The sequence below is a fragment of the Meiothermus sp. CFH 77666 genome (assembly GCF_017497985.1).
In the GTDB taxonomy this organism is placed as follows: Bacteria; Deinococcota; Deinococci; order Deinococcales; family Thermaceae; genus Meiothermus.
The window spans coordinates 1-12,773 of record NZ_JAGDFV010000026.1 but is presented as its reverse complement, the minus strand read 5'-3'; the positions used below and the strand labels follow the sequence as shown (position 1 = coordinate 12,773).

Genomic DNA, 12,773 nt, shown 5'->3' with positions numbered 1-12,773 from the left:
TGCTTACTGGCTGTAATCCCGGTGGAATAGCTCCTGGCTCATGTACGAGACCATGGGGGTAAGGGGCGGCAGCAGCGTGAAGTTGCGGAATCGGGTATCAAAACCCCAGTTACGAATGGGAGGATGGTACCAGGGCTGGCCCAGGAAGAAGTTGCCGTTTACGTGCTGCGGGCCGTTGGTTGTGAGGCTCACGATGGAGCCTCTGTAGGTAAAGGTGCGAGAAGCAGTAGTGTTGTTGAAACGCTGCATAGTGAGCGACGCACCGTTGACCGTCAGGCTAACCGTGCCCAGCGAAGCACCCTTAACGGCCGACCAGATTGCTGCACTAAGAGGTGCAATCCTTACCTCCGGCCATTGGTTCGTCCACTGCTCGTGGAAACGCATGATGTTATGTACCCCCCCCGCGCTCTGTCCGCCAATGGTAGGGGTAATCGTAGAGCCAGTCAGAACGGCGGCCTGCACGGTGGTGTTGGTGGCTGGGGGAATCCAGCGATTGGGAGCATTGCTGCTGTCCTCACTGGTGCCCAGCGCCATCCAGCGGTTGCGGCAGCGGGGGTTGCTCTTGGCATCCCCGCCAATCTGGTTGGCGAGCGCATTGGTCACGGCTCCGTTCAGGCCAATGGTACCGCAGGCGTTAGGAATATTGTTGGTGAAACCGCCGGGGTTGGTAAAGGCCGCCCCGTAATGGCCGCTGATATAAGGGTTGGGATGCTGGTTGAACCACTCGTTGGACAGGATGTTCATGGAGTCGCTCATCAGGGCGGCGGGACGCCAGCGGGAGGTCGAGCCGGTGCTCATATCGCTGTTGTAGTCGCCCTGCACATAAAGCGCCTGGTTCGTAACCACCGTTAGGCCCTTGATCTGGGGGTTGGCTACGGTCAGGTCGGCTCCATTACGTATGCGCACACCATAGTTGTTCAAACCTGCGCTGTTGGGGCCCTGCACGCCAAAGTAAAACACCAGGCCGTTATCGGTGGTGTCGGCCAGGTTGACCAGACCGCTACTCTGCAAGGCTTGCAGCAAAGCAGCCATGTTGACCTCGAGCATGTGGATGGGCCCCAGATTGGGCCGGGTGGTTAGCTCGCGGTTGTTGTAGAAGGAGTTGGAGTAATCCACCGGGCGGGTACCTGCCCCGGTGTTGGGGTCAAAAGCCGTTCCGGTGGTAAGAACCGAGGTGAGGGCCACATTAACTGTGCCATCTACATTACGTGCTTGAATTTGTGGTGTACCCGTACTCAGGTCAAGCATAACCCGGAGTTCAGCCCGTTCCCAATAAAGGCCGCCGGGATCAAAAGCCGATGGAGCCGGAATTTGCAGCGGATTCATGTTGTTCTGCACCCGCCCCGCCCAAGCAGGGTTGGAAAGTTCGGCGCTTGTAAGAACACGCCGAGCACCGCTACCACAATCAATGCCCACCGAAAGAACCGACACCGTTCCGTTGCAGCCTACATTGCTTTTTCCACCTCGGTAAATGTCCTGCACTGCCGTCACGTTGTCATCCACGGTTAGACTGGCGCTACCTCCTGCATCGAGAAAGATGTTTCGGTTGGAGTGAATAGGGCCGGCCATGGTCAGCGTAGCCGTGCGGTCAAACTCGAGGTCACCCTCGTAAAACACCCCAAACTGGAAGAGAGGGATCATCCGCTGGCGGAAGGTCATGCGCACAATGGCTTCGGGTTGATTCTGGCGGTTGAGGGCCCGAGCGAACACATCGTAGCGGTACTGGTTGGCCCAGAGCCCCTGGAAGGGCTCGCCCGGGGGAATCGAAATGGTGTCGCCGTTGACCAGGTCGTTGGTCAGCTCACGCATGTGGGTCACTACCTGCTTCCCCTGAACCGTGCTGGTCTGGCAAGCAAAGTCGCCGCTGCCCATATTGCCTGCGGTACAGGGGCTGTTCGGGCCAGGCGAGGTACCGCTTGGACGGCTGTAGTTGCTGAAGATCTCCTTGATCGCTGCCGCTCGCAGGTTTAGCGCAGTCTCAGCCGCAAAAAAGCCCTTTGTGCGGGAAGACTGAGCAGCAGAGTTGTTGGTATCCAGCATGCTGATGGTGAAGTAGGCTGTGAGTAAGGTGGCTAGCACGGCCATCATAAGAACCACAGCCAGAAAAGCAAAACCTCGGTTAGTTTTCATCACTTCTAGACCTCCTACTGCGAGAGGAAATTGCGAGGAAAGAACTCGTTGGTCTGGGTACGGGTAACTCCCTGGGGATCGGTTGCCCTAAGGGTCACCCGCACACGGCTCAAAGAAGATAAGGGCATGCTGGGAGTCCAGGCAGTGTTGGTGCTCGTAAGCGGTTCGACCCGAAACTGCGTTACCCCTACCATAACGGCCCGGCCCGGCCCGCCGTTTTCCGATAGCAAAAGCTGGCCACCCGAGAGAGAGTACTGTCTGCGATCTACCAGCATCAGGCTCGAGTTCACCCCGTAGGTTCCACTACCGGAGCCGGTGTAAGTGAAGTTGTAGTCGGTAGCCGTACCACTGCCCCCGGTAAGGGTGATCAGTTTTCCAGTTTGCAGCGAGGGGTTGTACAGATATGCCACTATGCTTCCGCCCTGGTCAATGCGGTAGTTGTTGAAGTTTTCAACCTTATCTGGAATGTTGTTGTTGTTGGAGTCGCCCTGGCCGCAGTTGTTGCTTGAGCTGGCCACGGGAATGATGCTGGCCGTGGCGTTGCCACACAAACCAATGGGCAATGGGATATTCGTACCGCTACGTGCGAACCAGACCTCGAGGGTATCCCCGGGCGTCCCGGTAGTCACCACAATGGGCTTTGGGCTCGAGTTATATCCAGCCCCCGGGTACAAAAGCCCCTGACCCGCCTGGCGCAGATCGTCGCCAATCATGGACATGGCCGTTTGCAGATCCTGGTTGACCCCAGTGCGGGACTGGTCGAGCGTGTATAGGCGTCGGCTTCCCATTACGATTGGTACCAGTAAAGCCAGAATCAGAATGGAAATTGCCGAGGCTATAAGGAGTTCTACAAGCGTTAAACCCCGGGCCCTTGTACCATTTACTCGAAATGATGAAGTTGGGTGACTAGTTGAAGATAACATAAACCGCCTCCAGGCTGTAGACCAGTCTTGTGCCTAGCCGAACCTCCACCCTGAGCTGTCGCTTGTCGCTGGAGCATTGGCTTGCATCAGGGCAGAAGGCCGTGACAACCGAGTAGCTTCGCCCCCCTTGAGTTACAGTCTGAGTGGGGCTAGTACCCGAGAGCGGAATACTGGCGCCAGTCGCTCCTTTGGCTTGCTGTCGCCAGAAGTCCATCTGTTGCTGCGCAACAATGGCCGCCTGGTTGCGAATTTCGTTATCGGTGTTGGACTGCAAAAAACCCACAAAGCTGGGTATTACAAATGCCAGCAGGATGGCCAGAATTGCAAGGGCCACCAGCGCTTCAATTAAAGAAAAAGCGGAGGGCTTGCTCATTGCTTCACCACTCCTCCCCCCAGTAGCACCTGCATTGAGCGGGTTTGCCCTGCACGGCTCAAGGTAAGCGAAAGATTGCTGTTAGAGCCCAGGGTTCCACGGCTGTTAAAGCAGATGACCCAGGTAGTAGGGCTCATAGTCACACCCTCACCGAGCTGTAAGCCTCGAATCCCCCCACCCAGATCCCGCCCGATGCTGGTATCTGTGCTCCAGACGGTAGCGTTGCAGTTGCTGGCCCTCTGCACCGAGATGGTACTGCCACTGGCATTCAACCGATAAGCAGCCGTATTCTGCATGGCCTTTATTCGAGCCATGCGAACAAGGGAGATGAGCTCGGCATACTGGTTCTCAAGTGGATTGGAAAAACCGCGAAAACCCACCAATCCAACCGAGAACAGTATCGCCATAACTGCAAAAACGATGATGCCTTCGATGAGGGTAAAACCCCCTGTCCTCAGACGCGACCGATGACTTTTCCGCATAACGGCTTGTATGCCCTCCTACCTAACCAAAGTAGGTAGCGGCCACGATTTTGAAGACCCCCATTTGGGGGTTTGGACGTTACGTTAATAAGTTGTTAATACCTTGTCTCAGATTATTATTTTTGGAGATTGATGCGTTCCAGAACCCGTTTTGCATTTTTTTCATAACCCCTTTGTCCGTGGTCAAATATCACAATCCGGACAAGGAGCGGGTGTCAAATCCAGGCAAAGAATTTGGAAGCTCTGGCTCAAGGTTTTATTGCATCCAAAGGCGCAACCGGGTGCCCTGGCCCCGTAAAGCCAGGTTTTCCAAACGCCCGCCATGCACCTCGGCTACCCGCCGGGCCACATACAGCCCCAACCCCGCGCTGCCCGCCCGCACCCCCCGCAGGCGCTGGCTGCGAAAGGGCTGGGAGAGGGCTTCCAGACTATCGGGCAGGCCCGGTCCATCGTCTTCGACCTCGAGCCAGCCGTCCCCCGCCCTGAGCACCACCCGGCTTCGGGCGTGGCGCAGGGCATTCTCGGTCAGGTTGGCCACGGCCCGCTCGAGCAAGAGCCGTTCGGCGCGGGCCTGTCCGGCCCCTTCAATCTCCAGTTGCAGGCCCCGCTTTTGGGCCTGCTGGGTGTAGCGCAGGCGAAAGTCCTCCAGAATCGAGCGCAGGTTGAGGTTTTCCGGCTGGATGCGCTGAGCCTCGAGGCGGCTGGCGGTAAGCAGATTCTCGACCAGCAGGTAGCTGCGGTTCAGTTCTTCTTGCAAGTTCCGCAGCATTTCCTTACGCTTTTCCGGCCCGATTTTGTCGGCCTCTTCCAGGTATTCCAGCGCCCGCAGGCTGGCCAGCAGGGGGGTCTTGAGGTCGTGGGTCAGGGCCGCGTAGGTGGCCTCGCGGGCTTCCAGCAGCTCACGCAGGTGCTCAAGCATGTCCTCGAAGCCCTCGCGCAGTTGCCGTATCTCAGCCGGTGGCCGATGTTGCGGCGAAGGCAGCGAAAGCTCGGCCAGGGTGCGGCCCGCCCCGCGCAGGTAGTACAGGCTGCGGGTCAGCTCGTCCATGGGGCGCAGGAGCGTATTGGCCAGGACGTAGCCTACGCCAGCAGCAATCAGCGCCAGCACCAGCACCCACCCCAGCAAAAAAAGCGAGGTTTCCAGGGGTTGCCCTCGAACCGAGGCCCAGAAGGTGAGCACAATGACCAGGTTGGGAATAAAAGCCAGCAAACCAATCACCCAGGCCAGTTGATGCTTGAGCGGCATAGGCTAAGTGTACGCCCAACCCTATCGGTACCTGGTTTTTTCAGCAAGTAGCCAAATCAGACGCACACAGAGGACGGGTTTTTTCGACCCCAAACCCACTTTCCATCTGTGGGGCTCGGGTCGGGTTCCAGGTTCTCGTTCTGGCAGCGCCAGCGCGTTTGACAAACCCACCCACCCCCCCGCTAGGCTAGGCTCCATGACCTACGGCGACTGGGCGCTCCTGCAAGACCGGCGGGGCCGCACCTACCTGTTCCGTTTGCAGGCGGGGGGCCGCTTCAACTACCACCGGGGCTCCCTGGATCACGAGGCCATTGTGCAGGCGGGCCCCGGCGCCCGGATCGCCACCCCGCAGGGCGAGCAGTTCACCATCCACCGCCCCACCCTGGAAGACTACGTACTGCACATGCCTCGCGAGGCCACCCCCACCTACCCCAAGGACGCCGCCACCCTCTGCTTTCTGCTCGACCTGGCCCCCGGCATGCGGGTGCTGGAAGCCGGTTCGGGCTCCGGGGGCCTGACCCTGTACCTGGCGCGGGCCGTAGGGCCTGCGGGCCAGGTGTGGAGCTACGAGACCCGCCCCAAACACCAGGCCCGGGCCCGGCGCAACCTGCACGAGTTTGAAGACTGGGGCAACGTGACCTGGCTCGAGGCCGACCTGGCCCAGGCCCAGCTACCCCCCGGCACCTTCGACGGCGTGGCGCTGGATCTGATGGAACCCTGGACAGTCCTCCCCGCCGTGACCCCGGCCCTCAAGCCCGACCGCTTTCTGGCCTGCTACCTGCCCAACCTGACCCAGGTGGTAGCGCTGCTCGAGTACCTCCAGGCCCAGCGCCTCCCCTACCTGGTGGAGCGCACCCTGGAAGTGCTGCACCGCGAGTGGGACGTGCGCCCCCCCATTGCCCACCCCAAGTTTCAGCAGGTGGGGCATACGGCGTTTTTGGTGCAGCTTAGGCGGGTTGGGGGGGCCTAACGTGCGGCTTGAGGGACGCTCCAACAGGCTGCTTCGCCCTGTGTTTATACGTCCCTCTCGAAGCGTTTGTTAGCCGTAGTAGCGTGCCAGCACATTCAGAATTTTCCTGACAGCAGCAGCTAAAAAAGGTTTTGAGCTAAGAAATTTCGCAATGGGAGGAGAAAGCAGATAGTACACAGCGATGAACATGCGGCCAACGAGAGAGGGCTGGAGGGTTTCATCTCGGAAGCGCCTGAGTGCGATAACCTCAGGGGCGTGATAGTCACCATAAACGGCAGTGGCGATAAAGCACAAACCAAAATCTTTGTAGGTGCCACCGCAAAATGGGCAAACAGATTTACTTGGTTCACCCCTGTAAGTTATGATTCGAGGCACCATCTTTTTCCCGCAATGGGTGCAAGTGGCTCTGTCATCATTGCCGCGGCTGTTTGAGGGGGTCTGAGATTTGGCCACGATGGAAACCGATGTTGCCTTCGGCCCTTTTTTTCCTTGGACGGACTCAAAACTGACAACATCACCATTGCGCGGGAGATTCGCTCCCTGAATATCTCTGATATTAAAGTAATATTCCTTTCCGTCGTCGGCCACAATGTAACCATACCCCTTTTCCTCAGAGAACCATTTGACCTTGCCTTGCACAGAGACTCCTCTTGAAAACGGCTAGCTAGTGATTATGCCGCACCTGCGGTATAAAACCCTCCTGAGAGGAGTTATGCCGAAGTGGCGAACGACCATGAACCACCAAAGGTTTATTCCCCCAAAACCTCCCCTTTCCTGAACTCAGTGCGCGAGGCCATCAGGGTTCGCCATCTAGCCCGTAGCACTGAACAGTCGTATTTATACTACAATCACCGACTTCATCAGGTTCCACGGCAGAAAACACCCAAGAAAGTTGGGGCTAGAAGAGGTAAGGGCCTACCTAACCGATCTCGCAGTCAACCAAAACGTATCGGCCTCTACGCAGAACGTTGCCCTTTCGGCCCTGCTGTTTTTGTATAAGGCGGTACTCGAGAACCGGCTAGCCTCCGAAGTCTGAAGGGGTCGGGCCCTCTCCAAACCCCTATACTTGGCCGTGGTAGGGCCGGATGGAAGGTTTGCTGATTCATGCAGTGGTGCGCGAGCTGGCGGGGCAGTTGCCCCTGCGCAGCCTGGGCTGGGCCTTTCCGGACGAGGGGACGGCAGCGCTCTTGTTGGAGGGGGTGGGCAACCTGGTGCTGCGCTACCGCCCGCCCAACCCCATCCTGACGGTGGAGCCGGGCCGCCTGGGGGGCGAGGCCCGAACCCCTTTTCAGCGGCTGCTGGAGGCCCGCTGCAAGGGGCGGCTGGTGGGGCTACAGCAGGTCAAGCTGGACCGGGTGGTGCTGCTGGAGTTTGAGGGGGAGAAGGGCTTTGTGGACGTGGCCCCGGCCCGGCTGGTCTTCGAGCTCACCGGGCGCAACGCCAACCTGATGGTCTGCGACCTGGAGGGGCAGATCCTGGGCATAGACCGCCCCGTCACCCCTGCAATTAACCGCTTCCGGGAGTTGCGGCCTGGGCTGCCCTACACCCCGCCCCCACCTTACCAGAAGCTCGACCCCCGCACGCTAAACCCGGAGGCGCTGACCCCTTTTGTGGGCCAGACCTTTGCTCAGCTTCTCAAACACCTGGACGGGGTGGGCAAGGAACTGGGGGCCGAACTGGTGCGCCGCGCCCAGCTCAGCCCGCAGACGGTGCTGACCGCCGAGCATCTGCCGCTTATCCACAGGGTTATCCACAGCCTGGTGGAACAGCCCCAGGGGCGCACCCCGTTTTCGGCAGCACTGCGGGCAAGCTGGGAGCAGGAGGAGGCCGAGGCCCTGCGCAAGCCCCTGCGCGAGGCGCTACAGCGGCAGATCAAAACCCTGCAAGCCCGCCTCCAGGACTACCGGCGGGCCCTCGAGCGGCTGGAGGAAGCGAAACGGCTGCGCGAGTGGGGCGACCTCCTGATGGCCTATGGCCCGCAAATTACGCCGGGAACGGTGGCGCGGCTCCAGGACTTCTCCGGCCAGCCGGTGGAAATTCCGCTGGAGAAGGGGCTCTCGCCCATCCAGAACGCCCGCAAATTCTACGAGCGGGCCAAGCGCCTCGAGGCCAACGCCGAAAAGGCCCTGGAGCTCTTCCCCCAGACCGAGGCGCAGATTAGGGCGTTGGAGGCCGAGCTCAAGCGGGTGGAAGGGCTCTCGAGGGACGAGCTTCGCACAGAAAGCCGCAAGCTCCGCGAGAAAGGCCCCCAGACCGGGCTGCGCTTCAAAAGCCCGGGCGGGTTTGAGGTCTGGGTGGGCCGCAGCAGCAAGGAAAACGACCTCCTGACCCGCATGGCCCATTCCGAAGACCTGTGGTTTCATGCCCAGGGCCTCCCCGGCTCGCACGTCATCCTGCGCACCCAGGGGCAGCCCGCCGCCCTGCCCGACCTGCTCTATGCGGCCCAGCTGGCGGCTTACCACTCCAGGGCCAGGGGCGAGAAAAATGTGCCGGTGGACTACACCGCTAAAAAACACGTCTGGCGGCCCCGCAAGGCCGCACCGGGACAGGTGCTCTACACCCAGGGCAAAACCTTGTTTGTGGATGCAGAGCCGCCGGAGGAGTAACAACTTTACCAGGATAGTTATCTTTGAAAGGCGTTTATATCCCCCCTCATCCGGCAACACCCCAGGTGCGATTAATCGTGTTCCCGTCACTACTGGCAAATAGCGCGATCGGGGTGTAGCCACCTTCTCCCGCCCAGGGGAGAAGGCAAGGGGTTCATGTGGATTTGGTATAAGCAGTCAGGGCGAGGAACCTGGGGGCTCGTCCTCGGCACGCACGCGCAGCCAGCGGGCCGCCAGGGGCAGGGTGGTGCCCTGCACCAGCACCGAGAAGATCACCACGAAAAAGGTTACGTTGAAGATTTGCTGGGCAGCCTCCACCCCGGCCAGCAAGGGAAAGGTGGCCAGCACGATGGGAATGGCCCCGCGCAGGCCCACCCAGGCGATGAAGGCCTTTTCGTTCCAGGTAAAGCGGGGGGTGGGCAGGCTGAACAACACCGCCACCGGGCGGGCAACCAGCAACAGAAAAAGGGCTAGCAGAATCGCACTCGGGGCCACCGCAGGCAGTTGGGAAGGAAACACCAGCAGACCCAGGGTGAGGAACATGCCGATCTCCATCAGCCAGCTCAGGCCCTCGTGGAAGCTGGTGAGGGCGGTTTTGCGGGGAAAATCGCTGTTGCCCACCACCACCCCGGCCACGTACACCGCCAGAAAGCCGCTCCCCCCCAGCACCGCCGTTAGCGAGAAGACCAGGAGCATCAGGGTGAGGGAGAAGACCGCATACAGCCCATCGAAACTGAGCCGCAGGTGGCGCAAAAGCCAGACCGAAACCCGGCCCAGCCCGTACCCCAGCAGCAGGCCCAGCAGCATCTGCTGGACGAACATGGGCAGAATCTGCCAGCCGCTCATGCCGGGTTGGGTCAGGAGCAGGGTCAGGCCCACCGTCAGGAAGACCGCCATGGGGTCGTTGGTGCCCGACTCGAACTCGAGCAAGGGGCGCAGCGGCTTGCGCAGGCGCACCGCCCGCTCACGCAAAACGCCAAACACTGCGCTGGCATCGGTGCTGGAGACAATGGCCCCCAGCAAGAGGGCCTCGAGCCAGCGTAAATCCAGCACCCAGTAGGCAAAAGCGCCGGTGGCCAGCATGGTGATGAACACCCCTACGGAAGCCAGCGACAGCCCCGGCCCCAGAATGGGCCGCACCGTGCTCCAGCGGGTGAAAAGCCCACCCGAGTAGAGGATAAACACCAGCGCCACCGTGCCCACAAACTGGGCCAGGGCGTAGTTATCGAACCAGATACCCCCCGGCCCGTCGCTGCCGGCCAGCATCCCAATCGCCAGAAACAACAAGAGCCCCGGCACCCCCAACCGCCCACCCAGCTTGGTGGCCAGCACGCTCAGGAGCAGCAAAACGCCTGCTACCAGCAAGATGAGTTCGGCCCTTGGCAACTACACCTCCACGTCCCATCTGCCCTCCTGGGCAGACACCGCCTTTTCCTGGTGCGCGGGGCACCTCGAGGTTCAGTATGCGGCCAAACCCTGCTGGAGGCAGGGGTTTAGTGCCCAATTCGGGTGTGCAGATCGCCAATCCCCTCGATGGCAACCTCCACGTGGTCGCCGCGCTTGAGCTCGCCCACCCCCTCGGGCGTGCCGGTCAGCACCACGTCGCCGGGTTCTAAGGTCATGAAGCTGCTGATATAGGAGAGGATCTGGGCCACCGAGAAGATCATCAGGCTAGTGTGGGCCTCCTGGCGCAGTTCGCCATTCACATAGGTGCGAAGGACGGTATTCTGCGGGTCCAGCGAGGTCACCAGCCAGGGCCCCAGGGGGCAGAACTTATCAGCGGACTTGGCCCGCACCCATTGCAGGTCGGTTTTTTGCTTGTCGCGGGCGGTCACGTCCAGGGCACAGGTATAGCCCAGCACGTAGTCCAGGGCCTCGGCCTCGGGCACGTTCTTCATGCGCCGCTCGATGACCACCGCCAGCTCCCCTTCGTAGTGCAGCAGGTTGGTAAAGCTGGGATAGGGCACCACATCGCCGGAGTGGTCGGGGCGGGCCGGGTTGGCCGGATGAGCCAGGGTATTGAGTCCCTTGAGAAACAAGCCCGGCTCCTTGGGCAGCTCCTGGGCATCGTTACCCATCTCCTTGATGTGGTCGAGGTAGTTGCGCCCTACGCACACAATCTTGGTGGGCGTGGCCGGTGCCAGCAGGGTCACCCCCCCCAGGTCAAAATGACGGCCCGTGGGGTTGCCCGCCGGGCCGTCGGTCTCGTGGATCATCTCGCCTTCTAGAACCCCCCACTGGCCTGCACCAAAACGTACGAGCTTCATAGTGGGTCAAGTATACCGTTGCCCGGCTGGGGTTGTCCTAGGACGTTTGCCTCAGCCCTACAGAGCCGGCGTGTATTTGGAAAGCCGAACGCCACCTTCAGCCTGGCGGGTCGTGTGGGCTTCACTTCGGATTTCTTGAGTTATTCGGGACGGTGTGGATACACCCAGGTTGTTAGCCCTGGTGTTAGAGTTTAGGAAGGGCAACGGCTCATGCGAGTAAGGAATTCACGACCACTGGGCCTTCGCAAAGTACACAGGATGTCCGGGCCCGCCGTCGTGAACTGAAAGGCTCCCAGGGGTTGAGTGCCTGACCATGCCCTGTGAGCCTCTTTCCCGATCCCTCGAGCCACGAAAGGAGCTTGTATGAACGCACTATTGCTATGGGTTCTAGGCATTCTGGGGGTACTGCTGTTGCTGTGGGGCCTGACCCGCCTCCAGCGTGGTGGGCTAGCCTGGATGGCTTTCGGTGCGCTGCTGGGTTTATTTGGGTTCGGTGGAGCCTGGCTGCATCACCTGTACGGCACACCGGTGTTCTGGGGCATGGGCGTTCTGGGGGTGCTGCTCCTGGTCTGGGCCTTTCTAAACCTGCGTCAGCGCCGCCTGGCTGGTTGGACGGCAGCCCTGGCGATTCTGCTGGGGCTGGTAGGGTTTGGCAGCATCACCCTGCTGGATAGCCCCAACCCCAACCTGCTGACCTCCGGCACCATCCCCGACCCGCTCGACAATTTCCGCACCAGCCCGGCCATGCCACCCACCGCAACCCCCACCACCCCCGAATCCAACGGAGCAACCCCCGCACCCATAGAGCCCGGCCCGGCCCCTACCAGCCCCGAGCCCGCTCCCACCCCGTCCGAGCCAGGCCCGCCGCAAACCACTCCAGAACCCTCGCCCGCGCCAGCGCCCACCGAGCCCACCCCACCCCCGCCTAGCCAGCCTGCAGCCTCGGGCAGCGTGCGCGAGGTCGAGCCAGGCTGTCCTTGTCTGCTGAGCGTGAGGGTCAATGCCGCGAACCCCACCGTTCGCATCCTGCAAGGCACCCAGGAGATTGCCAGTAGCAAGCTAGGGCGCTCGAGCTTCCTGCTCGAGGCGGGCGACTACACCCTGCAGGTCGAGGCGCCCGGCTACCGTACCTTCAGCGCTCTGATTAACGTGCCCCGCAACAAAAATCTGGAAGTGGAGCTGGTGCAGTAGGACTTGTAGTGCTTCACCAAAGCGAGATCACCTTGCTCTGTTGCAAGGTTTGTGATAATGGGGCCCGATGGGTCATAAACGCTCCCCAAGACCTTCTTGCCGGGCGGGTAAAGCAGCCCAGCCACGAACGAGCCTGCACCTGCAGGTTGCGCGAATCATCTACGCCCAGACCCAAACGGTCTTTCCCGAGTACAGCCACCCCAATAGCCCCAAGAAATACACCCTCCCCCAACTGGCCGCCTGCGTTATGTTGTGCTTCTACTTCAAGATGAGCTACCGTGACTTTGAAGAGCTTTTGCGGATGAGCCAGGAACTCAGGGAGGCACTGGAACTCGAAGAGGTGCCTCACTACAGCACCCTCAGCCGGATGTATCAGCGCTTTCGTGCAAGTCACCTGGATGAGATGAACCGGCAGTTATTGCAGAGCTTAGGGGTGGTGGAGGAGGCAGTAGCCTTAGATAATCACTGGTGCTAGTCACAAAACGATGTCAGCTATACACAGGTCTGGGGAAGCAGCGATGAGGTTCAGGGCGATGATGAGGTAAGCCCACCAAGCGGTAAAGCCAAGTTCAGTACGGTGATGGC

The 12,773-nt window shown here is 60.4% G+C and carries 12 protein-coding genes; 4 read left to right on the top strand and 8 right to left on the bottom strand.

Features of this window, described 5'->3' with window-relative positions:
* Positions 1-3 precede the first annotated feature (3 nt).
* From J3L12_RS12805 to J3L12_RS12785, 5 genes are all read right to left on the bottom strand, one after another.
* Positions 4-2,088 (bottom strand): hypothetical protein, encoded by a 2,085-nt coding sequence (locus tag J3L12_RS12805; protein WP_208015452.1) that lies wholly within the window; start codon positions 2,086-2,088, stop codon positions 4-6.
* A 56-nt stretch (positions 2,089-2,144) separates the two neighbouring features.
* Positions 2,145-2,918: a hypothetical protein gene (locus J3L12_RS12800; RefSeq protein WP_208015451.1), complete on the bottom strand. Its 774-nt coding sequence runs from the start codon at positions 2,916-2,918 to the stop codon at positions 2,145-2,147.
* 118 nt (positions 2,919-3,036) lie between these two features.
* Positions 3,037-3,426, bottom strand: coding sequence for a prepilin-type N-terminal cleavage/methylation domain-containing protein (locus J3L12_RS12795; protein ID WP_208015450.1), 390 nt, complete (start codon positions 3,424-3,426; stop codon positions 3,037-3,039).
* Complete coding sequence (locus J3L12_RS12790; RefSeq protein ID WP_208015449.1) at positions 3,423-3,908, bottom strand: GspH/FimT family pseudopilin; 486 nt, start codon at positions 3,906-3,908, stop codon at positions 3,423-3,425. The genes J3L12_RS12795 and J3L12_RS12790 overlap by 4 nt, the downstream gene beginning before the upstream one ends.
* Before the next feature lie 256 nt (positions 3,909-4,164).
* Positions 4,165-5,154, bottom strand: a complete 990-nt coding sequence (locus J3L12_RS12785) for an ATP-binding protein (RefSeq protein WP_208015448.1) — start codon at positions 5,152-5,154, stop codon at positions 4,165-4,167.
* A 196-nt stretch (positions 5,155-5,350) separates the two neighbouring features.
* Here J3L12_RS12785 and J3L12_RS12780 point away from each other — a divergent pair, with 196 nt between their 5' ends.
* Positions 5,351-6,124, top strand: coding sequence for a tRNA (adenine-N1)-methyltransferase (locus tag J3L12_RS12780; protein ID WP_208015447.1), 774 nt, complete (start codon positions 5,351-5,353; stop codon positions 6,122-6,124).
* A 69-nt stretch (positions 6,125-6,193) separates the two neighbouring features.
* Here J3L12_RS12780 and J3L12_RS12775 read toward each other — a convergent pair whose 3' ends face one another.
* Positions 6,194-6,763 (bottom strand): cold shock domain-containing protein, encoded by a 570-nt coding sequence (locus J3L12_RS12775; RefSeq protein ID WP_208015446.1) that lies wholly within the window; start codon positions 6,761-6,763, stop codon positions 6,194-6,196.
* Positions 6,764-7,209: 446 nt separating this feature from the next.
* On the opposite strand from J3L12_RS12775, the gene J3L12_RS12765 reads away from it, so the two are divergent.
* Positions 7,210-8,730: an NFACT family protein gene (locus J3L12_RS12765; protein ID WP_208015445.1), complete on the top strand. Its 1,521-nt coding sequence runs from the start codon at positions 7,210-7,212 to the stop codon at positions 8,728-8,730.
* Between the two features lie 177 nt (positions 8,731-8,907).
* Here J3L12_RS12765 and J3L12_RS12760 read toward each other — a convergent pair whose 3' ends face one another.
* Positions 8,908-10,116 (bottom strand): potassium/proton antiporter, encoded by a 1,209-nt coding sequence (locus J3L12_RS12760; RefSeq protein WP_208015444.1) that lies wholly within the window; start codon positions 10,114-10,116, stop codon positions 8,908-8,910.
* 107 nt (positions 10,117-10,223) lie between these two features.
* Entirely contained in the window at positions 10,224-10,997 is a 774-nt protein-coding gene (locus J3L12_RS12755) for a fumarylacetoacetate hydrolase family protein (RefSeq protein WP_208015443.1), read from the bottom strand.
* Positions 10,998-11,360: 363 nt separating this feature from the next.
* On the opposite strand from J3L12_RS12755, the gene J3L12_RS16980 reads away from it, so the two are divergent.
* Together J3L12_RS16980 and J3L12_RS12745 are read left to right on the top strand one after the other, a co-directional pair.
* On the top strand, positions 11,361-12,188 hold the full coding sequence (locus tag J3L12_RS16980) for a PEGA domain-containing protein (protein ID WP_208015442.1): 828 nt from the start codon (positions 11,361-11,363) through the stop codon (positions 12,186-12,188).
* 67 nt (positions 12,189-12,255) lie between these two features.
* The gene (locus tag J3L12_RS12745) at positions 12,256-12,663 is read left to right on the top strand and encodes a transposase (RefSeq protein WP_243455222.1); all 408 of its coding nucleotides are present in this window, start codon (positions 12,256-12,258) and stop codon (positions 12,661-12,663) included.
* Positions 12,664-12,773: the final 110 nt, after the last annotated feature.

Excerpts from the sequence above, each read along its gene's own strand:
- J3L12_RS12790 (WP_208015449.1), bottom strand. The coding sequence starts at position 3,908 with ATGCGGAAAAGTCATCGGTCGCGTCTGAGGACAGGGGGTTTTACCCTC.
- J3L12_RS12805 (WP_208015452.1), bottom strand. The coding sequence starts at position 2,088 with ATGATGGCCGTGCTAGCCACCTTACTCACAGCCTACTTCACCATCAGC.
- J3L12_RS12755 (WP_208015443.1), bottom strand. The coding sequence starts at position 10,997 with ATGAAGCTCGTACGTTTTGGTGCAGGCCAGTGGGGGGTTCTAGAAGGC.
- J3L12_RS12780 (WP_208015447.1), top strand. The coding sequence starts at position 5,351 with ATGACCTACGGCGACTGGGCGCTCCTGCAAGACCGGCGGGGCCGCACC.
- J3L12_RS12785 (WP_208015448.1), bottom strand. The coding sequence starts at position 5,154 with ATGCCGCTCAAGCATCAACTGGCCTGGGTGATTGGTTTGCTGGCTTTT.
- J3L12_RS12800 (WP_208015451.1), bottom strand. The coding sequence starts at position 2,918 with ATGGGAAGCCGACGCCTATACACGCTCGACCAGTCCCGCACTGGGGTC.
- J3L12_RS12765 (WP_208015445.1), top strand. The coding sequence starts at position 7,210 with ATGGAAGGTTTGCTGATTCATGCAGTGGTGCGCGAGCTGGCGGGGCAG.
- J3L12_RS16980 (WP_208015442.1), top strand. The coding sequence starts at position 11,361 with ATGAACGCACTATTGCTATGGGTTCTAGGCATTCTGGGGGTACTGCTG.
- J3L12_RS12745 (WP_243455222.1), top strand. The coding sequence starts at position 12,256 with ATGGGTCATAAACGCTCCCCAAGACCTTCTTGCCGGGCGGGTAAAGCA.
- J3L12_RS12795 (WP_208015450.1), bottom strand. The coding sequence starts at position 3,426 with ATGAGCAAGCCCTCCGCTTTTTCTTTAATTGAAGCGCTGGTGGCCCTT.